General features: G+C 68.8%; 22 protein-coding genes. 6 read left to right on the top strand and 16 right to left on the bottom strand.

Annotated features, from left to right (window positions below):
- Nucleotides 1-69: 69 nt before the first annotated feature.
- Nucleotides 70-3582, top strand: a complete 3513-nt coding sequence (gene car / locus AC5Y30_RS15965) for a carboxylic acid reductase (RefSeq protein ID WP_499919584.1) — start codon at nt 70-72, stop codon at nt 3580-3582.
- A gap of 63 nt (nt 3583-3645) precedes the next feature.
- Here car and AC5Y30_RS15960 read toward each other — a convergent pair whose 3' ends face one another.
- The 6 genes from AC5Y30_RS15960 to ruvC form a co-directional block, all read right to left on the bottom strand.
- Complete coding sequence (locus AC5Y30_RS15960; RefSeq protein WP_499919582.1) at nt 3646-4338, bottom strand: hypothetical protein; 693 nt, start codon at nt 4336-4338, stop codon at nt 3646-3648.
- 131 nt (nt 4339-4469) lie between these two features.
- On the bottom strand, nt 4470-4853 hold the full coding sequence (locus tag AC5Y30_RS15955) for a DUF1304 domain-containing protein (RefSeq protein ID WP_499919580.1): 384 nt from the start codon (nt 4851-4853) through the stop codon (nt 4470-4472).
- A gap of 153 nt (nt 4854-5006) precedes the next feature.
- Entirely contained in the window at nt 5007-5729 is a 723-nt protein-coding gene (locus AC5Y30_RS15950) for a hypothetical protein (protein WP_499919579.1), read from the bottom strand.
- A gap of 242 nt (nt 5730-5971) precedes the next feature.
- The gene (ruvB, locus tag AC5Y30_RS15945; protein ID WP_499919578.1) at nt 5972-7018 is read right to left on the bottom strand and encodes a Holliday junction branch migration DNA helicase RuvB; all 1047 of its coding nucleotides are present in this window, start codon (nt 7016-7018) and stop codon (nt 5972-5974) included.
- Nucleotides 7015-7617, bottom strand: a complete 603-nt coding sequence (gene ruvA, locus AC5Y30_RS15940; protein WP_499919577.1) for a Holliday junction branch migration protein RuvA — start codon at nt 7615-7617, stop codon at nt 7015-7017. Before ruvA ends, ruvB begins: the two co-directional genes overlap by 4 nt.
- Nucleotides 7614-8180, bottom strand: coding sequence for a crossover junction endodeoxyribonuclease RuvC (ruvC, locus tag AC5Y30_RS15935; RefSeq protein WP_499919576.1), 567 nt, complete (start codon nt 8178-8180; stop codon nt 7614-7616). Before ruvC ends, ruvA begins: the two co-directional genes overlap by 4 nt.
- Before the next feature lie 168 nt (nt 8181-8348).
- Here ruvC and AC5Y30_RS15930 point away from each other — a divergent pair, with 168 nt between their 5' ends.
- Genes AC5Y30_RS15930 through AC5Y30_RS15910 form a run of 5 tightly spaced genes read left to right on the top strand, consistent with a single transcriptional unit; the run spans nt 8349 to nt 11959 of the window.
- The gene (locus tag AC5Y30_RS15930; RefSeq protein ID WP_499919575.1) at nt 8349-8960 is read left to right on the top strand and encodes a DUF4178 domain-containing protein; all 612 of its coding nucleotides are present in this window, start codon (nt 8349-8351) and stop codon (nt 8958-8960) included.
- 17 nt (nt 8961-8977) lie between these two features.
- Nucleotides 8978-9484: a DUF2617 family protein gene (locus AC5Y30_RS15925; protein ID WP_499919574.1), complete on the top strand. Its 507-nt coding sequence runs from the start codon at nt 8978-8980 to the stop codon at nt 9482-9484.
- Nucleotides 9481-9912 carry a DUF4247 domain-containing protein gene (locus AC5Y30_RS15920; protein ID WP_499919573.1) on the top strand — a complete coding sequence of 144 codons (432 nt, stop codon included), beginning with the start codon at nt 9481-9483 and terminating at the stop codon, nt 9910-9912. The genes AC5Y30_RS15925 and AC5Y30_RS15920 overlap by 4 nt, the downstream gene beginning before the upstream one ends.
- Before the next feature lie 17 nt (nt 9913-9929).
- Nucleotides 9930-10385, top strand: coding sequence for a DUF350 domain-containing protein (locus tag AC5Y30_RS15915; RefSeq protein WP_499919572.1), 456 nt, complete (start codon nt 9930-9932; stop codon nt 10383-10385).
- A complete protein-coding gene (locus tag AC5Y30_RS15910; protein WP_499919571.1) occupies nt 10382-11959 on the top strand; it encodes a polyamine aminopropyltransferase in 1578 nt (525 codons plus the stop codon). The genes AC5Y30_RS15915 and AC5Y30_RS15910 overlap by 4 nt, the downstream gene beginning before the upstream one ends.
- 93 nt (nt 11960-12052) lie before the next feature.
- On the opposite strand, the gene AC5Y30_RS15905 is transcribed toward AC5Y30_RS15910, so the two are convergent.
- The 10 genes from AC5Y30_RS15905 to thrS all read right to left on the bottom strand — a co-directional run bounded on the left by AC5Y30_RS15905 (nt 12053) and on the right by thrS (nt 21748).
- On the bottom strand, nt 12053-12808 hold the full coding sequence (locus AC5Y30_RS15905; RefSeq protein ID WP_463833598.1) for a YebC/PmpR family DNA-binding transcriptional regulator: 756 nt from the start codon (nt 12806-12808) through the stop codon (nt 12053-12055).
- A gap of 103 nt (nt 12809-12911) precedes the next feature.
- On the bottom strand, nt 12912-13529 hold the full coding sequence (gene pdxT, locus AC5Y30_RS15900) for a pyridoxal 5'-phosphate synthase glutaminase subunit PdxT (RefSeq protein ID WP_499919570.1): 618 nt from the start codon (nt 13527-13529) through the stop codon (nt 12912-12914).
- On the bottom strand, nt 13526-14371 hold the full coding sequence (gene tesB, locus AC5Y30_RS15895; RefSeq protein WP_499919569.1) for an acyl-CoA thioesterase II: 846 nt from the start codon (nt 14369-14371) through the stop codon (nt 13526-13528). Before tesB ends, pdxT begins: the two co-directional genes overlap by 4 nt.
- A 10-nt stretch (nt 14372-14381) precedes the next feature.
- Nucleotides 14382-15287 (bottom strand): pyridoxal 5'-phosphate synthase lyase subunit PdxS, encoded by a 906-nt coding sequence (gene pdxS, locus AC5Y30_RS15890; RefSeq protein ID WP_499919568.1) that lies wholly within the window; start codon nt 15285-15287, stop codon nt 14382-14384.
- Nucleotides 15288-15358: 71 nt separating this feature from the next.
- Entirely contained in the window at nt 15359-16384 is a 1026-nt protein-coding gene (locus AC5Y30_RS15885) for an NUDIX hydrolase (RefSeq protein ID WP_499919567.1), read from the bottom strand.
- Nucleotides 16384-17508 (bottom strand): glycosyltransferase family 4 protein, encoded by a 1125-nt coding sequence (locus tag AC5Y30_RS15880; RefSeq protein ID WP_499919566.1) that lies wholly within the window; start codon nt 17506-17508, stop codon nt 16384-16386. Before AC5Y30_RS15880 ends, AC5Y30_RS15885 begins: the two co-directional genes overlap by 1 nt.
- On the bottom strand, nt 17508-18482 hold the full coding sequence (locus AC5Y30_RS15875) for a phosphatidylinositol mannoside acyltransferase (protein WP_499919565.1): 975 nt from the start codon (nt 18480-18482) through the stop codon (nt 17508-17510). The genes AC5Y30_RS15880 and AC5Y30_RS15875 overlap by 1 nt, the downstream gene beginning before the upstream one ends.
- Nucleotides 18479-19120 (bottom strand): phosphatidylinositol phosphate synthase, encoded by a 642-nt coding sequence (gene pgsA / locus AC5Y30_RS15870; protein ID WP_499919564.1) that lies wholly within the window; start codon nt 19118-19120, stop codon nt 18479-18481. The genes AC5Y30_RS15875 and pgsA overlap by 4 nt, the downstream gene beginning before the upstream one ends.
- A complete protein-coding gene (locus AC5Y30_RS15865) occupies nt 19117-19692 on the bottom strand; it encodes an ATP adenylyltransferase (RefSeq protein WP_499919563.1) in 576 nt (191 codons plus the stop codon). The genes pgsA and AC5Y30_RS15865 overlap by 4 nt, the downstream gene beginning before the upstream one ends.
- Entirely contained in the window at nt 19685-21748 is a 2064-nt protein-coding gene (gene thrS / locus AC5Y30_RS15860; protein WP_499919562.1) for a threonine--tRNA ligase, read from the bottom strand. The genes AC5Y30_RS15865 and thrS overlap by 8 nt, the downstream gene beginning before the upstream one ends.
- Nucleotides 21749-21901: the final 153 nt, after the last annotated feature.

Below are 21901 nucleotides of genomic sequence, written 5' to 3'. Positions count from 1 at the left end.
TAACGTTCTATACGTCAGCGCGGACAGCGCATATTGACTCGCTAACTTTCATTTGCAAGGGATCTGTCTATGTCGACTGCAATTCATGACGAACAACTCGACCGTCGCGTCGAAGAACTCATTGCCAACGACCCGCAGTTCGCTGCCGCCCGACCGGATCCGGCGATCACCGCCGCCCTCGAAAAGCCCGGGCTGCGGCTGCCCCAGATCATTCGGACCGTGCTGGACGGCTACGCCGACCGGCCGGCGCTGGCGCAGCGTGCCGTCGAGTTCGTCAAGGACGCCACGACCGGACGCACGTCGGCCGAGCTGCTCCCCCGCTTCGAGACCGTCACGTATGGCGAACTCGGCCAACGGGTTTCGGCCCTCGGCCGCGCCTGGCTCAGTGACTCGGTCAACCCCGGTGACCGCGTCTGCGTGCTGGGCTTCAACAGCGTTGACTACGCCACCATCGACATCGCGCTGGGCACCATCGGCGCCGTGTCGGTGCCGCTGCAGACCAGCGCGGCGATCACGTCGCTGCAGCCGATCGTGACCGAGACCGAGCCCAGCCTGATCGCGTCGAGCGTCAACCAGCTGACCGACGCCGTGGAGCTGATCCTGTCCGGCGACCACGTGCCCGGCAAGCTCGTCGTGTTCGACTACCAGCCCGAGGTCGACGACCAGCGCGAGGCCGTGAAAAACGCCGTGGCGCGGCTGGCCGGCGCCGGCGTCGCCGTCGAGCAGCTCGCCGACGCGTTGCGGCGCGGCGAGGACCTGCCGGCTGTTGCCGAGCCGGAGACCGACGAGGACTCGCTGGCCCTGCTGATCTACACCTCCGGAAGCACCGGCGCCCCCAAGGGCGCGATGTACCCGCAGATCAACGTCGGCAAGATGTGGCGGCGCGGCAGCAAGAACTGGTTCGGCGAAAGCGCCGCGTCGATCACCCTCAACTTCATGCCGATGAGTCACGTCATGGGACGCGGAATCCTCTACGGCACCCTGGGCAATGGCGGCACCGCCTACTTCGCGGCCCGCAGCGACCTGTCCACCCTGCTCGAGGACCTCGAGTTGGCGCGCCCCACCGAGCTGAACTTCGTTCCGCGCATCTGGGAGACGCTGTTCGGCGAATTCCAGCGCCAGGTCGAGCGTCGCCTGGCCGACGGCGGGGACCGCGAGGCGGTCGAGGCCGCGGTCCTGGACGAACAGCGCCAGTACCTGCTGGGCGGGCGGTTCATCTTCGCGATGACGGGCTCCGCACCCATCTCACCGGAACTGAAGAAGTGGGCCGAGTCGCTGCTGCAGATGCACCTGATGGACGGCTACGGCTCGACCGAGGCCGGAATGGTGTTGTTCGACGGGGAGATTCAGCGCCCGCCGGTGATCGACTACAAGCTGGTCGACGTTCCGGATCTCGGTTACTTCAGCACCGACCGGCCGCATCCGCGCGGTGAGCTGTTGCTGAGCACCGAGAACATGTTCCCCGGTTACTACAAGCGGGCCGAGACCACCGCCAACGTGTTCAGCGAGGACGGCTACTACCGGACCGGTGACGTGTTCGCCGAGGTCGCCCCGGACCGGCTGGTGTACGTCGACCGCCGCAACAACGTGCTGAAGCTCGCGCAGGGCGAGTTCGTGACGCTGGCCAAACTGGAGGCGGTGTTCGGCAACAGCCCGCTGATCCGTCAGATCTACGTCTACGGCAACAGCTCTCAGCCCTACCTGCTGGCCGTCGTGGTGCCGACCGAAGAGGCGTTGGCGTCGGGCGACATCGAGTCGCTCAAGCCGAAGATCGCCGACTCGCTGCAGAAGGTCGCCAAAGAGGCCGACCTGCAGTCCTACGAGGTGCCGCGCGACTTCATCGTCGAGACCACTCCGTTCACGCTGGAAAACGGTCTGCTGACCGGGATCCGGAAGCTGGCGTGGCCGAAGCTGAAACAGCACTACGGCGAACGGCTTGAGCAGATCTATGCCGACCTGGCCGCGGGACAGGCCAACGAGTTGGCCGAACTGCGCCGCAGCGGCGCCGACGCGCCCGTGCTGCAGACGGTGAGCCGGGCCGCGGCCGCCATGCTGGGTGCCGCGGCCGGCGACATCGCCCCCGACGCTCACTTCACCGATCTGGGTGGAGACTCGTTGTCCGCGTTGACATTCGGCAACCTGTTGCGCGAGATCTTCGACGTCGACGTGCCGGTGGGTGTGATCGTCAGCCCGGCCAACGACCTGGCAGCCGTCGCCGCCTACATCGAGGGCGAGCGCCAGGGCTCCAAGCGACCGACGTTCGCCGCCGTGCACGGGCGCGGCGCCACCACGGTGCACGCCAGCGACCTCACGCTGGACAAGTTCATCGACGAGGCGACCCTGGCCGGTGCGCCGAGCCTGCCGAAGCCGGCGACCGAGGTGCGCACCGTGCTGCTGACCGGTGCGACCGGATTCCTGGGCCGCTACCTGGCACTGGACTGGCTCGAGCGGATGGACATGGTCGACGGCAAGGTGATCGCCTTGGTGCGGGCCAAGTCTGACGAGGAGGCGCGGGCCCGGCTGGACAAGACCTTCGACAGCGGCGAGCCGAAACTGTTGGCGCACTACCAGCAGTTGGCCGCCGACCACCTCGAGGTGATCGCGGGAGACAAGGGCGAGGCCAACCTCGGCCTGGACCAGCAGACCTGGCAGCGCCTGGCCGAGGAGGTCGACGTGATCGTCGACCCGGCGGCACTGGTCAACCACGTGTTGCCGTACAGCGAGCTGTTCGGGCCCAACGCCTTGGGTACCGCGGAGCTGATCCGGATTGCGTTGACGTCCAAGCAAAAGCCGTACACGTACGTGTCGACGATCGGCGTCGGCGACCAGATCCGGCCCGGCACGTTCGTCGAGAACGCCGATATCCGGCAGATCAGCGCCACCCGCGAGATCAACGACAACTACGCCAACGGCTACGGCAACAGCAAGTGGGCGGGCGAGGTGCTACTGCGTGAGGCACACGACCTGTGCGGCCTGCCGGTCGCGGTGTTCCGCTGCGACATGATCCTGGCCGACACCACCTATGCCGGACAGCTCAACCTGCCGGACATGTTCACCCGGCTGATGCTGAGCCTGGTCGCCACGGGTATCGCGCCCGGTTCGTTCTACGAGCTCGACGCCGAGGGCAACCGGCAGCGGGCACACTACGACGGTCTGCCGGTCGAGTTCATCGCCGCGGCGATCTCGACGCTGGGAACGCAGATCACCGAGAGCGACACCGGCTTCCAGACGTACCACGTGATGAACCCGTACGACGACGGCATCGGGCTCGACGAGTACATCGACTGGCTGGTCGAGGCCGGCTATTCGATCGAGCGCATCGCCGATTACTCCGAATGGCTGCGGCGGTTCGAGACCTCGCTGCGGGCCCTGCCGGATCGGCAGCGCCAGTACTCGCTGCTGCCGCTGTTGCACAACTACCAGGAGCCGGAAAAGCCGATCAACGGCTCGATGGCGCCCACCGATGTGTTCCGTGCGGCCGTGCAGGAAGCGAAAATCGGTCCCGACAAAGACATTCCGCACGTGTCGGCGCCGGTGATCGTCAAGTACATCACCAACCTGCAGTTGCTCGGACTGCTCTGAGGTAGGCCAAACAGTAAGCCGCCCAGCCTTTTCGGGGCTGGGCGGCTTACTTGTTGTGCAAGGCTACTGCTGCGGGTGCGGCCAGCGCAGATACGCGGCGTTGGTACCGGACCCCGTACCGGAGCGGTTACGGCGCCATCCCCGCTTGGGTTCGGCGTCGGCCGCGGATCGCGGCTTGGTCAGCGCGCCCGAGGAGACCTCGGCGGGCTCGTCGTAAGTCGAATCCCGGTAGGGCTCGACGGCCGGCGTCGCGGCGCGTTCGGCGGCCACCGGATGGACGTCGCGCGCCAGGCGCGCGGCGGTGCGGGCGAGCGCGACCCCGCCCAGGAACACGATCAGCACGCCCAGGCCCGAGAAGTACGTGACCTCGAGCACCGCGCGCTTGCGATCGGTAGCGGCAATCGGGTCACCGGCGGAGCCGATTCCCAACAGAGGGGCGACCTGGCCGCCCACGACAAACCAGGCGCCGGCCAGCACGGCCAGCCAACCGCCCAGCATGGCGGCGACACGGTTCCCGGCGACGATCAGCAGCAGGCCGCCCAGTACGGCCGCCGCGCCTGGGGCGACCTCGAGCCAGCCCCGGGCCGTGCTCCATGCCCAGTCCCGGTCCGGTGTGTAGGCGAAGTTGAAGTGCGGACCGACAAACGGTATTAACGCCCCCCACGCTCCCAAGATGACCAGGAGCAATCCGCTGACCGCGCCGCGCGAGCGCGGGATACCCAGCCCGCGGGTGTGGCCGTCTTCTGCGTATTTCATGACATCCCCTCGTTGAATACCGGGTCGTTTTCCGGCCTGGGGTGGTTACCCAGCGCCTTCCACTACTAACCCATGGGGCGACCGAAAGCGACCGCTCGCCGTGACCATTGAGGCTGATGAGACTGGTGTTACTACTGCAGGCCGAGCAGCAGGAGCACGATTGCGATCGCCGGGAGTGTGCCCTGCGTCGCGGCGGCGCGCGCCTTGTCGCGGTCGGACGCGATCAGAACCAGCGCGGCGGCGGCCATCGATCCGACCCCGGCGAAGACGAGCGACGCTCCAATACCTGTGTGGCCCAGGGCAACTGCGATGATGCCCACACCGGTGACGACGGCCAGGAAAAGGTTGTAGAACCCTTGGTTGAAGGCGAGCAGCTTGGTGGTTTCGGCTTCGGCTTCGGTGGTTCCGAAGGTCGCGCGGGTGCGCGGCGAGGTCCACGTCAACGATTCCATTACAAAGATGTAGACGTGCAGCAACGCCGCCAGTGCGGCGAACACCAGGGCGGTGGCGATCATTGCTCCTCCTCGCCGATTCGGGCCCGCTACGCGGTCCGGTTCCGCACGGCGGGGCGCCGGTGAACTTTACCGACCGGCGCTCACCGGGACCAGGCTGACGCGCGAACAGGCACCGGTAGCCGGCGCTACCGGTGCCTTCCGCCCTACCTCCGACTAGGCGCCCGCGTGGTGGTGCCGGTGGAATAAGCCGCCACCTTCGGTGCGCCGGCGGAACAGGCCGCCCTCGCCGGACCGCCGACGTAACAGGCCACCACCGGTGCGCCCGCGGGGCGCCGGCTCACCGGCCATGGCGTCCGAAGGTGCTCCCGCCGGCACGCGACCCTCGTCGTACATCGCCGGTTCAGCGGCCGGCACGGTTTGGCCTGCCACCGGGGCCGGCTCTGCAACGACGACGTCTCGTGCGTGGCGCACGGCCAGCCGCGCAACCGCGGCCCCGCCCAGGAACACGATCAGGGCGCCCAGGCCGGAGAAGTAGGTGACCTCGAGCAGGGCCCGTTTGAGGTCCGTCGAGGCCATCGGTTGACCGAGGTCACCGATTCCGAGCGTCGACGCGAACGCGCGGCCGACGACGAACCAGGCGCCGCCCGCGACCGCGAGCCAGCCGCCGAACACGGCGCTGGCCCGGTTCCCGGACATGAGCACCAGCAAACCGCCGAGCGCGGCCGCTGCCCCGGGGAGCACCTCCAGCCAGCCTTTGGCCGTGGTCCACGTCCATGCCGGATCCGCCATGTACGCCCAGTCGATGTTGGGCCCGAAGAAGGGCACCAATGCGCCCCACGCACCCAGAAGAATGAGAAGTAACCCGGTTAGCGCGCCGCGGGTCCGTGGCATGTACAACGCGCGAGGGCGGTCGTAGTCGTGGCTTCTGGTCCTCATCGGAACCTCCTTCAGACAGGTATGACTGCTGTGAGGCTGGTTACCCGAGGGTCCTGGGGTGTAACCGCTCACGCGGTGCCCATGTGTTTGCTGAGGCCGCTTGGGGCGAGGCTCCCCCGGCGTGGCCGAGGCCGCGCGATGGACGATGCGGGCGGGTCTGAGCAGGCCGGAGGCACCATCGGACGGTCACCCGGGACAGGCTGGGCGCAAAGGTCACGATTTGGCCGCGATTGGGCGGCCCGCTAATCGAACAGACCGGCCTGTCCGAAGCCGGTGACGCCGGCCGGAGGGGTCATGCCGAGGTGCGTCCAGGCCTGGGCGGTCGCCACCCGGCCTCGCGGCGTCCGCGCGACCATGCCGGCACGCACCAGGAACGGCTCGCACACCTCCTCCACGGTGGCGGCCTCCTCTCCCACCGCCACCGCCAGGGTCGACACCCCGACCGGTCCGCCGCCGAAGCTGCGGGTCAGCGCCGAAAGCACGGCCCGGTCCAGCCGGTCCAGGCCCAGCTCGTCGACGTCGTAGACCGCCAGCGCGGCCTTGGCGACGTCGCGGGTGATCACGCCGTCGGCGCGCACCTCGGCGAAGTCGCGGACCCGGCGCAACAACCGGTTGGCGATCCGCGGTGTCCCCCGCGAGCGCCGGGCGATCTCCTCGGCCGCGTCGCCCCCGAGTTCGATGCCCAGGATCCCGGCGGAGCGGGCCAGCACCCGCTCCAGCTCGGAGGGCTCGTAGAAGTCCATATGCGCGGTGAAACCGAACCGATCCCGCAGCGGGCCGGTCAGCGCGCCCGACCGGGTGGTCGCGCCGACCAGGGTGAACGGCGCCAGCTCCAGCGGAATCGACGTCGCCCCGGGACCCTTGCCGACCACCACATCGACCCGGAAGTCCTCCATGGCCAGGTAGAGCATCTCCTCCGCGGGCCGGGCGATGCGGTGGATCTCGTCGATGAACAGCACGTCGTGCTCGACCAGGTTGGACAGCATCGCCGCCAGGTCACCGGCGCGTTCCAGCGCGGGCCCCGACGTCATCCGCAGCGAGGACCCGAGCTCGGCCGCGATGATCATCGCCAGTGACGTCTTGCCCAGCCCCGGCGGACCGGACAACAGGATGTGGTCGGGTGTGCCGCCGCGGTTTTTGGCGCCCTCAAGGACGAGCTGCAGCTGCTCGCGCACCCGCGGCTGGCCGATGAACTCGCGCAGCGAGCGCGGACGCAGGCTGACGTCGATGTCGCCCTCGCCCACGGTCAGCGCCGGGGAGACCTCTCGTTCCTCGTAGTCGTCGGTCATCGGGACTTGCCCAGCATCGACAGGGCGGCGCGCAGCGCGGCCGTCGTGGTGGCGCCGTGGTCGGCGGCCAGCACCTTGTCGGTGGCTTCCTCGGCCTGCTTGACGGCGAAACCGAGCCCGACCAGGGCCTCCACCACCGGCCCGCGGATCGCGTGGCCGTTGAGGCCCGCCGCCGGGGACGCCCCGCCGGCCGCGAAGCCGGCGCCGACCTTGTCGCGCAATTCCAGAACCATCCGTTCGGCGCTGCGCTTGCCTATCCCGGGCACCCGGGTCAGCGCGTTGACGTCGCCGTCGTGCAGCGCCTGTCGCAGCGCCCCGGCGTCGTGTACGGCCAGGGTCGCCATCGCCAGCCGCGGCCCGACCCCCGACACCGACAGCAGCGTCAGGAACAGGTCGCGGGCGTCGGCGTCGGCGAAGCCGTAGAGCGTCATCGAGTCCTCGCGGACGATCATCGCGGTGATCAGCCGCGCCTCGGTCCCGGCCCGCAGCGTAGACAGCGTCGACGGCGTCGCGTTCACCCGATAGCCGACGCCGGCGGCCTCGATCACCACGTGATCGAGCGCCACCTCGAGGACCTCGCCGCGCACCGAGGCGATCATCGCGCCGCCTTCAGCTTGGCGTCCAGCGTGGCCTTGTATTTTCGCCGCTGCTCGGCGGCCATCGCCTCCGCCGCGGCCATCCGGGCGATCATCGGCGCCCGCCAGCAATGGCAAATCGCCAGCGCCAGCGCGTCCGCGGCGTCCGCCGGTGTCGGTTTGGCTTGCAGCGCAAGGATTCTGGTGACCATGGCGGTGACTTGGGCCTTATCGGCGGCGCCGTTTCCGGTGACCGCGGCCTTGACCTCGCTGGGGGTGTGGAAGTGCACGTCGACGCCGCGTTTGGCCGCGGCCAGCGCGACGACGCCGCCGGCCTGGGCGGTCCCCATCACGGTCGACACGTTGAGTTGGGAGAACACCCGCTCGACCGCCACGACGTCCGGCTGGTGGGTCGCCAGCCAATGCTCGACGGCATCGCTGATCGTCAGGAGCCGCTCGGCGAGCGGCGCGTCCGAGGGCGTGCGCACCACGTCGACATCGAGCGCGACCACCGCGCGCCCCCGCCCGGTTTCGACGACCGACAGACCGCATCGGGTCAGGCCGGGATCGACGCCCATCACCCGCATTCCCGCTCCCATCTAGTAGAACAGCTGTTCGATACCTTACGGCCACCGGCGACAGGTCCGGGTAGGACACGCGGCGCTTCCCGGGGCAACGTTGGGACGCCGACGCATGAAAAAGCTGTTAGCTTTAGCCCACGTTCGCTCGAGCAATGTGGCAACGGAGGGATTGGCGTGGGATCTCTGCTGGTCATGATCGCCGTGGCGCTCTTCATCGCGTCCATCGTGGTGCTGGTGGTGGCTTTGCGACGGCCCAAGCAGCCGGCCCAGCGGGGCGGCCGCCAGGACCCGCTCTCCGCCGACGCGATGCCGCAGTTCGGGCCGCGCCAACTCGGGCCCGGCGCCATCGTCAGCTACGGCGGCATCGACTACATCGTGCGCGGATCGGTCACCTACCGCGAAGGGCCCTTCGTGTGGTGGGAGCACCTGCTGGAGGGCGGCGACCAACCACTCTGGTTCAGCGTCGAGGAGGACGAGGGACGCCTGGAACTGGCGATGTGGGTCAAACGCAAGGATGTGTCCCTGAGGCCCGGCGACCAATACGTCGTCGACGGGGTCACGTTCCATGAGTCCGAACGCGGCCGCGCCTCCTACACGACCGAAGGCGCCACCGGCCTGCCGGCCGGCGGAGACATGGAGTTCGTCGACTGCGCCAACGCCGACGAGTCGGCGCTGCTCTCGTTCGAGCGCTGGGCCCCGGACATGCCCTGGGAGGTGTCGACGGGCAAGTCCGTCTCGCCCGGCGAAATCACCGTGTATTCGGCACCCCCACCCAGCTCGGCGTAGGGCTAGAGGTCACGCCGGTGCCCCTTCATCAGCTCGCCGTGACTCCGGCGGACGTATCCGGGGAAAGGCTGGGACTCGCGCTCAACGCGCCCGTGCCCGCTCCCCTGGCCAGCTGCCGCCTGGACCACCCGGCCGGCGGCGCCACACTCTTGCTGGGTGTGCTCGGCGCGTCACATGTCGTCGCGGTCGGGCACGCGTTCTCCGAGGAAATCTCCTGCACGGCACGCAATCTCGGGGCCGACCTGCCCGAGCGCACCGACGCGCCCGGTTACCGCCTTCACTCGCGTACGGACACCCACGACGAGGCGAGCTTTCGCCGGCTCGCGCAGGACCTGCGCGACCGTTGCGCGCGGCTGGACGGCTGGCTCGGCGGCACCTTCCCCGGCGATGACGCCGCGCTGACCGTGCTGGCCGCCGAGCCCGACGGCACCGGCTGGCGCTGGCAGACCTGGCACCTCTACCCGGCTCGCATCGCGGGCGGCGGCGGAACGGTGGTTCACACGGCCAGCCGGTGGCGCCCGTGAGCCGCAACCGCCTTTTCGTGATCGCCGGAGTGCTGGGCGCGGCCGCCGTGGCGTGCCTGATCTTCGGAATCATCTTGCTGCAGAAGAACATTGGCTCGTACGTGGCCAGTCATTATCACGAATACGCCCGCGACGCGAACGGGACCCGCTACCAGTGCACCGGTTCGCCCGAACAGGTCGCCGACGCCCTGGCCGACTACGCCCAACCCGACGCGCGGGCGGACAACGGCAAGACCGAGTACCTGCGTTACAGCAACAACATCGTGATCGTCGGCCCCGACGGCGGTTATCAGTGCAGCATCCGCGTCGAACCGCTGAGCGCCGGATACAGCCACGGCGCCTTCATCTTCCTGGGCCCCGGATTTTCCCCTGGATCCCCCTCGGGCGGCGCCGGAGGCACCCCCGGCGGCCCCGGCGGAATCAAGTGAACGCAAAGGAGAGCACCATGTACCTCGCCGTCGAGATCGGCACCGTCGACATCAATCCCGTGCTGAAGGGCGCGGTCGCGACGATCCTGTACTTCGTCGTCGGCATGGCCGTGCTTCTCATCGGGTTCTACGCGGTCGACCTGCTGACCCCGGGGAAGTTGCGCCAGCTGGTGTTCATCGACCGCCGCCCCAACGCCGTGGTGGTCGCGGGCGCGATGTACATCGCCCTGACCGTCGTCATCATCACCGCCATCGCCAACAGCTACAGCCAGCTGGGCCAGGGACTCCTTGGCGTGGCGGTGTACGGGCTGATGGGCGTGATCCTCCTGGGGATAGCGCTGCTGGCGATGCACCTGCTGATACCGGGCAGCTTCCACGAGCACATCGACGAGCCGGAGCTGCATCCGGGATCGTTCGCCGTGGCGCTGATACTGCTAGCCGTGGGAGGGGTGACCGCCGCGGCGGTGTCATGAGCGCTGTCGATGTGCGGCCGCCCGGGGCGGCGCCGTCCGCGGGGCCGTCGGGTCGATGGCGGGCGCTGCTGCTGGCCGCGGTGGCGGCGTGCGCGGCCTGTGGCATCGTGTACGAACTCGCGCTGCTGACGCTGTCGGCCAGCCTCGACGGCGGCGGGATCGTCGCCACCTCCCTGATCGTCGCGGGCTACATCGCCGCGCTGGGCGTGGGCGCCCTGCTGGTCAAACCCCTGCTGGCGCACGCCGCGATCACCTTCATCGCCGTCGAGGCGCTGCTGGGCATCATCGGTGGCCTGTCGGCGGCGGCGCTGTACGTGGTGTTCGCGTTCGTGGACGGGTCGACGTGGGTGCTCGCGTTGAGCACGGCGCTCATCGGTGGCTTGGTGGGCGCCGAGGTGCCGCTGCTGATGACGCTGCTGCAAGGTGGCCGGACAGCCGGTGCCGCCGATGCCGGGCGGACGCTGGCCAACCTCAACGCCGCCGACTACCTGGGCGCGCTGCTGGGCGGGCTGGTCTGGCCGTTCCTGTTGCTGCCGCCGTTGGGGATGATCCGCGGTGCGGCCGCCACCGGAATGATCAACCTGGCCGCCGCCGCCGTGGTAGCGATTTTCCTGTTGCGGCAAGTGGTTTCGACGCGGAAGCTGGCGCTGGCGATGTGCGCGCTGGCCGCCGCCGCTGGGCTGCTCGCCACCCTGCTGCTGCGTTCGGCCGACATCGAAACAACAAGCAGGCAAAGGCTTTACGCCGACCCGATCATCGCCTACCGGCACACGGCTTATCAGGAGATCGTGGTGACGCGCCGCGGCAACGACACCCGGCTGTATCTCAATGGGGGGCTGCAGTTCTCCACCCGCGACGAGTACCGCTACACCGAGAGCCTCGTCTACCCCGCCCTCGGCGGGGTTTCCCAAGGCGCCCATTCGGTGCTGGTGCTGGGCGGCGGAGACGGCCTGGCGGCGCGCGAATTGCTGCGCCAGCCAGGCGTTTCCAAGATCGTGCAGGTCGAGCTCGACCCCGCGGTGATCGACGTCGCCCGCACCACACTGCGCGGGGCCAATGGCGGCTCGCTGGACAACCCCCGGGTGTCCGTGCTGATCGAGGACGCGATGAACTGGTTGCGCGGGCCGCACGTGGACCGCTTCGACGCGGTGATCGTCGACCTTCCCGACCCCGACACACCCGTGCTGGGCCGGCTGTACTCCACGGAGTTCTACGCGCTGGCCGCCCGCGCGCTCGCGCCCGGTGGGCTGATGGTGGTGCAGGCGGGCAGCCCGTTCTCCACTCCGACGGCGTATTGGCGCACGGTATCGACGATCCGGGCGGCCGGCTACGCGGTCACGCCGTATCACGTGCACGTGCCCACGTTCGGTGACTGGGGATTCGCCCTGGCGCAGCGCGCCGACGCCGCACCCGTGCCGAAGGTGCCCACCAATGCGCCGCCGCTGCGCTACCTCAACCAGCAGGTGCTCGACGCCGCGGGCGTCTTCTCCGGCGACATCGGGCCGCGGCCGGTGGAGCCGTCGACCCTGGACAACCCGCGCATCGTCGAGGACATGCGGCACGGATACGACTAGCCATTGCTGGCGGCCTTGGTCCCGCCGAGCGTGCACTGATGGCGACAAATCGGGCTGAATCTCGCCCTTAAGGCACGCTCGGCGAACGCCGAACTAGTCCTCGTCGAGGGCGGCGAGCACCTCGTCGGACAGGTCGACGTTGGTCCAGACGTTCTGCACGTCGTCGCTGTCCTCCAGCGCGTCTACCAGCTTGAACACCTTGCGCGCGCCCTCGACGTCGACCGGCACGCTGACCGACGGCTGGAAGCTGGCCTCGGCCGATTCGTAGTCGATGCCGGCGTCCTGCAGCGCGGTGCGCACCGCGACGAGATCGGTCGGCTCGGAGATGACCTCGAAGCTCTCGCCGAGGTCGTTGACGTCCTCGGCACCGGCGTCCAGCACGGCGGTCAGCACATCGTCTTCGGTGAGCCCGTTCTTCTCGAGCGTGACGACGCCCTTGCGGGTGAACAGGTAGGACACCGATCCGGGGTCGGCCATGTTGCCGCCGTTGCGGGTCACCGCCACCCGAACCTCGCCGGCCGCGCGGTTGCGGTTGTCGGTGAGGCACTCGATCAGCACCGCCACGCCGTTGGGGCCGTAACCCTCGTACATGATGGTCTGGTAGTCGGCGCCGCCGGCTTCCTCGCCCGCGCCGCGCTTGCGGGCGCGTTCGATGTTGTCGTTGGGCACCGAGGTCTTCTTCGCCTTCTGAATGGCGTCGTACAGCGTCGGGTTGCCGGCCGGGTCACCACCGCCGGTACGGGCGGCGACCTCAATGTTCTTGATCAGCCGGGCGAATTCCTTGCCGCGGCGCGCGTCTTTGACGGCCTTCTGGTGCTTGGTGGTCGCCCACTTGGAATGGCCGCTCATCGGTGTCTCGTACCTCTTCTATCTCTGGAAAGTTCGCCAGACGAGTCTACGTGGACGGTCGATGCACCGAACGTCACGCCAGCGCGGCAGTCGCCGCCGAGCGTCACTCCTGCGTGACGTTCGGCGTGCCGGCACCGGTCACCAGGTCGACGAACAGGTGGTGGATGCGGCGGTCGCCGGTCATCTCGGGGTGAAACGCCGTCGCCAGCACCAAGCCCTGCTTCACTGCGACGACGTGGCCGGCCGCGCTGGCCAGCACCTCGACGTCGTCGCCGGCTCGCTCGACCCAGGGGGCCCGGATGAATACCGCGCGCACCGGATCGCTCAGCCCCGCGAACGGGATGTCCCCCTCGAAAGAATCGACCTGTCGTCCAAAGGCGTTGCGCCGCACCGTCATATCGATTGCACGCAGCGGCAGCGCCTCGCGCCCGCCCGCGCCGGCGTCCAGGATCTCGCTGGCCAGCAGGATCATCCCGGCGCACGCGCCGTAGGCGGGCAGCCCGTCGGCCAGCAAGCCCCGCAACGGCTCGAGCAGCCCGAGATCGAGCAGCAGGTGGCTCATGGTGGTCGATTCCCCGCCGGGGATGACCAGCCCGTCCACCGCCTCCAGCTCGCTGCGCCGGCGCACCGGCATCGACTCGGCTCCCGCCTCCCGCAGGGCCGCCAGGTGCTCGCGGGTGTCGCCCTGCAGTGCCAGGACCCCGATCCGCGGGGCGCTCACTGGTTGGTCGGCTGGTACCCACGCTTGAAGCGGGTCAGCCCCTCCTGCATGACCGCCGCAACCATCTCACCGGACTGGGTGAAGATCTTGCCCTGGCACAGCGAGCGGCCGCCGCTGGCCGACGGCGAGCTCTGGTCGTAGAGCAGCCACTCGTCGGCCCGGAACGCCCGCATGAACCACATGGCGTGGTCCAGCGACGCCACCTGCAGGTGCTCGCGCACATCGAGGTGGTTGACCTGCGCCGATCCCAGCAGCGTCAGGTCGCTCATGTAGGCCAGCGCGCAGATGTGCAGCACCGGGTCGTCGGGCAGCGGATCACGGTGGCGGAACCACACCTGCTGTTGGGAGGCCTTGACCGGCGAGAGGTGCAGCTTCTCTCGGGGCACGATGCAGACGTCCCACTCCTCGAACTGTTTGAACCCGGCGTCGTCGAACACCTTGATCGAGTCCAGACCGGGCAGGCCGTCCGGCGGCGCGGCGGCGGGCATGACGTCCTGGTGGTGGATGCCCTCCTGGTCGGTCTGGAACGACGCCCCCATGGAAAAGATGATTTCGCCGTGCTGGATGGCATTGACGCGCCGGGTAGCGAATGACCCGCCGTCGCGGGTGCGCTCGACGATGAACACCGTGGGCTCGTTGGCGTCGCCGGGCCGCAGGAAGTAACCGTGCAGCGAGTGGACCTGGTAGTGCGGGTCCACGGTGCGAACCGCCGAGACGAGCGACTGCCCCGCCACGTGACCGCCGAACGTGCGCTGGAAATATCCCGACTCCGGGCTGAAAACCCGACCACGGTAGATGTTGACCTCGAGTTGCTCGAGATCGAGGATCTCTTCGATCGCCACGGAGAAGTTCTTACCAGCCGCGTTCGGCCAGCCGGTGGGGCTCCGCGATCTGCTCGACGTTGATGCCGACCATCGCGTCGCCCAGCCCGCGCGACACCTTGGCGAGCACGTCGGGATCGTCGTAGAAGGTGGTCGCCTTGACGATCGCGGCCGCGCGCGCGGCGGGATCGCCGGACTTGAAGATCCCCGAACCGACGAATACGCCCTCGGCGCCGAGCTGCATCATCATCGCCGCATCCGCCGGGGTGGCGATGCCGCCCGCGGTGAACAGCGTCACCGGCAGCTTGCCCGCCCTGGCCACCTCGACAACCAGGTCGTAGGGCGCCCGCAATTCCTTTGCGGCGACGTACAATTCGTCCTCCGACAACGACGTCAGGCGGCGGATCTCGCCGCCGATCGCCCGCATGTGCGTGGTCGCGTTGGAGACGTCACCGGTGCCGGCTTCGCCCTTGGAGCGGATCATCGCCGCGCCCTCGCTGATGCGGCGCAGCGCCTCACCGAGGTTGGTCGCCCCGCACACGAACGGCACGGTGAACTTCCACTTGTCGATGTGGTGGGTGTAGTCCGCCGGGGTGAGCACCTCAGACTCGTCGACGTAGTCCACGCCGAGGCTCTGCAGGATCTGAGCCTCGACGAAGTGGCCGATGCGGGCCTTGGCCATCACCGGGATGGTCACGGCGGCGATGATGCCCTCGATCATGTCGGGGTCGCTCATCCGCGACACACCACCTTGCGCGCGGATGTCGGCGGGCACCCGTTCCAGCGCCATGACGGCGACGGCGCCGGCGGCCTCGGCGATCTTGGCCTGCTCGGGGGTGACGACGTCCATGATGACGCCGCCCTTGAGCATCTCGGCCATGCCGCGTTTGACGCGCGCCGTTCCGGTTCGCCCGTTCGGTGGGTGGGCCGTACTCACTGCATGATCTCCTTCAAACGTTGTCGACCCAGTCTAATGAGGCGTTTTGGCCCGCGTTGACACCGGCGGAGTCAGCGGATGGACAACAGCGGCCCGGGGGTGCGGCCGCCGGCGAGCGCCGCCGCGTCGGTGAGCAGTCCGGACAGTTGCATGGGGTACACGGTCTCCCCCGCTGCGACCAGCGCGGCGATGTCGGCAGCGTCACACCACCGGTGGCCGTGGATGTAGCTGCGTTCCAGCTCGGTGCGGCCCGCGCGCGACGGCTCGAACCGCCGGGTGCGGTAGACGAAGTAGAACTCCTCGCTGTCGATCAGCGAGCCGTTGAACTCGAAGACCTCGTCACGCCGCCAGACCGGCCCGACCATCTCCGCCGGCGCGACCCGCAGACCGGTTTCCTCGGCCAGTTCCCGCGCGGCGGCTTCGGCCAGCCGCTCCCCTTGCTGCACCTCGCCACCCACGGTGAACCACCACTTCGGGGCATGCCGGTCGGCGAGCGCGGGGTCCGACCCGCACAGCAGCAGCACCGCGCCGGTGTCGTCGAGCAGCACGATGCGCGCCGAGGTGCGGTGGTTGAGGACGCCGTGATCGCCGTGGGCCAGCGCGTGCGGACGTTCGACGATCTCGAAATAGCTGGGCACAGCGGCCTTTCCGCCGAGGTGGAACAGCCGCACCAGGGGCCGCTCGGCCAGGGCCAGGGTGTCGCGGACCGCGTCGTTGTGGAAACGACGGGCCAGCACCACCCGGGCCTCGGCGTCGGCCAGCTCGGCGATCAGACCGGCCGGCAGCGACGCAGGATCGACGACGGCCAGCGCGGCCGACAACGCGTTCTCGGCGTTTTCCCGCGCGGGCCGGGGCGCCCCTTCCGCGGCGTCGGCCAGCGCCGCCAGCCGCCGCCCTTCGGACGCACCGCCGTAGGCGTCGATGGCGACGGCGCGCGACACCACCGCGCGCCGTGCCAGCGCCCCGTCGAGCGCCTGCCACGACAGGTCGTAGCGGACGTGCAGGCGGTCCAGCCTGTTCGCCGTCCGGTACGCCCAGACCCCGAAGACCGCCAGCACCGCGACGAACACCGCGATGGCGACAATCAGCCACGTCATCAACTGGCCACCTCAACCTTGGCGCCTGACGCGGCGACCGTCTCGTACACCCGCATGATCTGGCTGGCCACCACCGACCAGTCGTAGCGCTGGACGGCTGCCGAACCCGCCGTCACATAACGTTCCCGCAGCACATCATCCTCCAGCACCGCGATCAGCGCATCGGCAAGCGCGTCACCGTCGCCGACGGGTACCAGGCATCCGACGTCACCGTTGCCCAGCACGCGGCGGAAGGCGTCCAGATCGCTCGCCACCACCGGGGTGCCGGCGGCCAGCGCCTCGACCAGGACGATGCCGAAACTCTCCCCGCCGAGGTTGGGCGCGCAGTACACGTCGGCGCTGCGCATGGCCGACGCCTTGCCGGCGTCGTCGACCTGCCCGAGAAAACGGAGGTGATCCACCAATTCCCCTGCCTGGGAGCGCAATTGGTCTTCATCGCCGCGCCCGACGACCAGGAGTTGCACGTCGGGAAAACGCGCGACCAGCGCCGGCAGCGCGTCGAGCAGCACCGAGATGCCCTTGCGCGGCTCGTCGTAGCGGCCCAGGAACAGCACCGTCTTGCCGGGGCGCGGGTAGCCGTCCAGGTGCGGGGCCGAGGCGAACGATGCGACGTCGACGCCGTTGGGGATCTCCACCGCGTCGGTGCCCAGCGCCTCCATCTGCCAGCGCCGGGCCAGATCGGAGACCGCGATCCGGCCGACGATCTTCTCGTGCATCGGGCGCAGGATGCCCTGAAACACCGTCAGCGTCAGCGATTTGGTGGTGGAGGTGTGAAACGTGGCGACGATCGGGCCCTCGGCGATGTTGAGGGCCAACATGGACAGACTCGGCGCGTTGGGCTCGTGCAGGTGCAGCACGTCGAAATCGCCTTCGGCGAGCCACTTTTTCACCTTGCGGTGGGTGGCCGGCCCGAACCGCAGCCGGGCCACCGAACCGTTGTAGGGAATCGGGACGGCCTTGCCCGCCGAGACGACGTAATCGGGCAGCTCGGCGTGCGGCGAGGCCGGCGCGAGGACGCTGACGTCATGACCCCGGGCGCGCATCACCTCGGCCAGCTGCAGGACGTGCGACTGCACCCCGCCCGGAACGTCGAACGAGTAGGGACAGATCATCCCGATCCGCATCAGGTTTCCTTCAGCCGGGCCTGCTTGGCATCGGGAAGGTCGGACAGCCACTGCGGCTGCATCATGTGCCAGTCCTCGGGGTGGGCGGCGATGTTCTTCTCGAATTGATCGGCCATCGCCTGGGTGATGGCGCCGACGTCGCCGCTGGTGCAATCGAGTGGCGGGCCGATGTCCACGCCCCAGCCCCGGCCCTCGAACCAGCAGTGCGCGGGCAGCAGGGCCGCCCCGGTCGCGATGGCGAGCTTCGCCGGGCCGGCGGGCAGCCGGGTGGGCTCGGCGAAGAAGTCGACCTGCACGCCGGTGCGGGTGAGGTCGCGTTCGGCCATCAGGCACACCACCCGGTTGGCCCGCAGCCGATCGCACAACACGTCGAACGGCGACCGTTCTCCCCCGGACAGGGGCAGCACCTCGAAGCCGAGGCGCTCGCGGTAGGCGATGAAGCGCCGGTACAGCGATTCGGGTTTGAGGCGCTCGGCGACGGTGGTGAACGTGCCGTGCGTCTGCGCCAGCCATACCCCGGCCATGTCCCAGTTGCCGCTGTGCGGCAAGGCGATCACCGCGCCGCGGCCGCTGGACAGCGCCGCCTCGATGTGATCTTGCCCCAGGACCGAGTCGTGCAGCTCGCGGCCCAGCGCGCCCAGGTCCATGCCCGGCAGGCGGAACGCCTCGCGCCAGTAGCGGGCATAGGAGGCCAGCGAGGCCCGCATCAGCGAGTCGGGCACGTCCTCGGGTGGCACGCGCAGGACGCGGGCCAGGTTCTTGCGCAGCTGGTCGGGGCCGCCGCCGCGGGCCGCGTACCGGGCCCCGGCCTCAAAGGCGTTGCGCGCGGCGAACTCCGGCATCGCCCGCACCGCCATCCAGCCCGACGCGTACGCCCAGTCGGTGCCCACACCGCCGGTCAGGCGGCCCAGTGTCCGGCGGGCCAGCCGCCGTTGCGCCCCAATCATTTTCATGCCCGGCGGAGTGGGAATCACGGCTCGCTCACCATTCGATCGGTCGCGCCCGGGGAGGTGCGCACCGCGCGCAACCGCTGCGCGCAGGTGACGAGGCTGGCCACCGCCAGCAGCCACATCGCCACGGGCAGCGCCCACGGCAGCGGATACACCGGAAGGTCTGACAGGCCGGCGCCGACGAGCACGATGATCAGCCGTTCCGGCCGTTCGATCAGCCCGCCGTCGCCGCGCAGTCCGCTGGCCTCGGCGCGGGCCTTGATGTAGGAGATCACCTGCGAGGTGACCAGGCAGATCAGCGTGGCGACCGCCAGCAGCTTGTCGTGCAGGCCGAAGACGATCCACCACAGCAGCCCGCAGAACACCGCGCCGTCGCTGACCCGGTCACAGGTGGCGTCCAGCACGGCGCCGAACCGGGTGCCGCCGCCGCGTTCCCGGGCCATCGCCCCATCGAGCATGTCGAAGAGGACGAAAAACCAGACCACCAGCGTGCCGGCGAACAACTTGCCCATCGGGAACAGGGTCAGCGCTCCGGCGACCGCGACGATGGTGCCCAGGATCGTGACGACGTCGGGGGTCAATCCCAGCCGCAGGCACGCCCTCGCGGTCGGAGTGGTCAGCCGCGCGAACGCCGCCCGCGACAGGAACGGCACTCTGCTCATGGTTGTTTCGTCCACTCCGTGGCGAGCAGCTGGCGCGTCTCGCGCAGCAACTGCGGGATCACCTTCGACCCGCCGATGATGGTGATGAAGTTCGCATCGCCGCCCCAGCGCGGCACCACGTGCACGTGCAGATGTTCGGCCAGCGACCCGCCGGCCGATGTCCCCAGGTTCAGGCCGACGTTGAAACCGTGCGGCCGCGAGACGTTCTTGATGACACGAATTGCCTTCTGGACGAAGGACATCAGCTCGGCGCTTTCCGGGTCGGTCAGGTCCTCGAGCTCGGAGACCCGCCGGTACGGGACCACCATCAGGTGTCCGGGGTTGTAGGGGTAGAGGTTGAGCACGGCGTAGACGAGCTCGCCACGGGCGACCACCAAGCCGTCTTCGTCGGTGAGGTGCGGAATGTCGGTGAACGGCTGCTCGGTTTTGCCGTTGTCGCGCTTCGTCGGCGCTTCGGCCAGGTAGGTCATCCGGTACGGCGTCCACAACCGCTGCAGGTGGTCTTGCTCGCCGACCCCCCTGTCCAGGATGGTGTCGTCGGCAGCCTGCTCGGCCGGTTCGCGGTCAGTCACGGTCACTCACCACTGACGCTTTCACGAGTTCGGCTGTGGGAACCGAGTTTTCGCGGTCGGCGACCCAGTTCACGATCGCATCGACCGCGCGGTCGACCGGAACGCCGTTGATCTGGCTGCGGTCACCGAAGCGGAAGCTGACCGCGCCGGCCTGCACATCGCGGTCACCGGCCAGCAGCATGAACGGCACCCGCTGGGCGGTGTGATGAACGATCTTCTTGGCCATCCGGTCATCGCTGGCGTCGACCTCGACCCGAACTCCGTGTGGCTTCAGCTGTGCCGCAATGTTTTCCAGGTATCCGACGTGTTCGTCGGCGACCGGAATGCCCACCGCCTGCACCGGCGCCAGCCACGCCGGAAAGGCCCCGGCGTAGTGCTCGGTGAGGATGCCGAAGAACCGCTCGATGGACCCGAACAGCGCCCGGTGGATCAGCACCGGCCGCTGCCGCGAGCCGTCGGACGCGGTGTATTCCAGCTCGAAGCGGTCCGGCATGTTGAAGTCGAGCTGGATAGTCGACATCTGCCAGCTGCGGCCCAGCGCGTCCTTGACCTGTACCGAGATCTTCGGGCCATAGAACGCCGCGCCACCCGGGTCAGGCATCAATTCCAGGCCGGACGCTTCGCCGACCTCCCGCAGGACCTCGGTGGCCTCGTCCCACATCTCGTCGGAGCCGGAGTACTTCTCCGGGTCCTTGGTCGACAGCTCCAGGTAGAAGTCGTTGAGTCCGTAGTCGGCCAGCAACTTGAGCACGAAGTGCAACACGCGACTCAGCTCGTCGCGCATCTGCTCTCGCGTGCAGTAGATGTGGGCGTCGTCCTGAGTCATGCCGCGCACGCGGGTCAGCCCGTGCACCACGCCCGACTTCTCGTAGCGGTAGACGCTGCCGAACTCGAAGAGCCGCAACGGAAGTTCGCGATACGAGCGCCCTCGCGACCGGTAGATCAGGTGGTGCATCGGGCAGTTCATCGGCTTGAGGTAGTAGTCCTGCCCGGGCTTGCGCACCGTCCCGTCCGCGTTGAACTCCGCGTCGAGGTGCATCGGCGGGTACATGCCGTCGGCGTACCACTCGAGGTGCCCCGACGTGATGTAGAGCTGCTCCTTGGTGATGTGCGGGGTGTTGACGAACTCGTAGCCCGCCAGCTCGTGCTGAAGTCGCGAGTACTCCTCGAGCTCGCGACGGATGATGCCGCCCTTGGGATGGAAAACCGCCAGGCCGGAACCGATCTCGTCCGGGAAGCTGAACAGGTCGAGCTCGCTGCCCAGCCTGCGATGGTCGCGGCGCTGCGCCTCCTCGATCAGCTCGAGGTAGGCATCCAGCGCCTCCTGCGACTCCCAGGCGGTGCCGTAGATGCGTTGCAGGCTGGCGTTGCTCTGGTCGCCGCGCCAGTAGGCCGCCGAGCTACGGGTGAGCTTGAACGCCGGGATGTGCTTGGTGGTCGGGATGTGCGGCCCGCGGCACAGATCACCCCAAACCCGTTGCCGCGTACGGGGATTGAGGTTGTCGTAAGCGGTGAGCTCGTCGCCGCCGACCTCCATGATGTCCGGGTCGCCGGACTTGTCGTCGACGAGTTCGAGCTTGTAGGGCTCGCCAGCCAGTTCGGTGCGCGCCTGCTCTATGGACTCGTACACGCGCCGCTCGAACAGCTGGCCCTCTTTGACGATCTGGCGCATCCGCTTTTCCAGCGCCGTCAGGTCTTCGGGCGTGAACGGCTCCTTCACGTCGAAGTCGTAGTAGAAGCCGTCGGCGATCGGCGGGCCGATGCCCAGTTTGGCTTGTGGGAACAGCTCCTGGACGGCCTGGGCCAACACGTGTGCGGCCGAATGCCGGATCACGCTGCGGCCCTCGTCGGTGTTGGCGGCCACGGGGACGACGTCGGCGTCGGCGTCGGGCGTCCAACTCAGGTCGCGCAGCTTGCCGTCAGCGTCGCGCACCACCACGATCGCGTCCGGCGTGCCCCGGCGCGGCAGACCGGCCTCGCCCACCGCGGCGGCCGCGGTGGTCCCGGCAGGCACCCTGATCGGGGCTGCCGGGGCGGGCTGTGCGGCGACGCTCATCTGGCTGGGTCTCCAAGGGTCGAGTTCTCGATGATCGTTGCCATGCTATCGGGGCGGACCTCGAAAGAACCCAAGGCATTAGGGCCGCAGGGCGCCGCCGCTATCGCGACACATAAACCACGAACACGACACGCCGCTGCCGGTGTGCATGGT

The organism is Mycobacterium sp. NGS27 (assembly GCF_059813005.1).
This window is presented reverse-complemented; position numbering and strand designations above follow the sequence as displayed.

What these genes read in the sequence shown, in the direction of transcription:
- car (WP_499919584.1), top strand. Translation starts at nt 70, where the DNA reads ATGTCGACTGCAATTCATGACGAACAACTCGACCGTCGCGTCGAAGAA.
- AC5Y30_RS15960 (WP_499919582.1), bottom strand. Translation starts at nt 4,338, where the DNA reads ATGAAATACGCAGAAGACGGCCACACCCGCGGGCTGGGTATCCCGCGC.
- AC5Y30_RS15955 (WP_499919580.1), bottom strand. Translation starts at nt 4,853, where the DNA reads ATGATCGCCACCGCCCTGGTGTTCGCCGCACTGGCGGCGTTGCTGCAC.
- AC5Y30_RS15950 (WP_499919579.1), bottom strand. Translation starts at nt 5,729, where the DNA reads ATGAGGACCAGAAGCCACGACTACGACCGCCCTCGCGCGTTGTACATG.
- ruvB (WP_499919578.1), bottom strand. Translation starts at nt 7,018, where the DNA reads ATGACCGACGACTACGAGGAACGAGAGGTCTCCCCGGCGCTGACCGTG.
- ruvA (WP_499919577.1), bottom strand. Translation starts at nt 7,617, where the DNA reads ATGATCGCCTCGGTGCGCGGCGAGGTCCTCGAGGTGGCGCTCGATCAC.
- ruvC (WP_499919576.1), bottom strand. Translation starts at nt 8,180, where the DNA reads ATGCGGGTGATGGGCGTCGATCCCGGCCTGACCCGATGCGGTCTGTCG.
- AC5Y30_RS15915 (WP_499919572.1), top strand. Translation starts at nt 9,930, where the DNA reads ATGTACCTCGCCGTCGAGATCGGCACCGTCGACATCAATCCCGTGCTG.
- AC5Y30_RS15910 (WP_499919571.1), top strand. Translation starts at nt 10,382, where the DNA reads ATGAGCGCTGTCGATGTGCGGCCGCCCGGGGCGGCGCCGTCCGCGGGG.
- AC5Y30_RS15905 (WP_463833598.1), bottom strand. Translation starts at nt 12,808, where the DNA reads ATGAGCGGCCATTCCAAGTGGGCGACCACCAAGCACCAGAAGGCCGTC.
- AC5Y30_RS15885 (WP_499919567.1), bottom strand. Translation starts at nt 16,384, where the DNA reads ATGACGTGGCTGATTGTCGCCATCGCGGTGTTCGTCGCGGTGCTGGCG.
- AC5Y30_RS15880 (WP_499919566.1), bottom strand. Translation starts at nt 17,508, where the DNA reads ATGCGGATCGGGATGATCTGTCCCTACTCGTTCGACGTTCCGGGCGGG.
- pgsA (WP_499919564.1), bottom strand. Translation starts at nt 19,120, where the DNA reads ATGAGCAGAGTGCCGTTCCTGTCGCGGGCGGCGTTCGCGCGGCTGACC.
- thrS (WP_499919562.1), bottom strand. Translation starts at nt 21,748, where the DNA reads ATGAGCGTCGCCGCACAGCCCGCCCCGGCAGCCCCGATCAGGGTGCCT.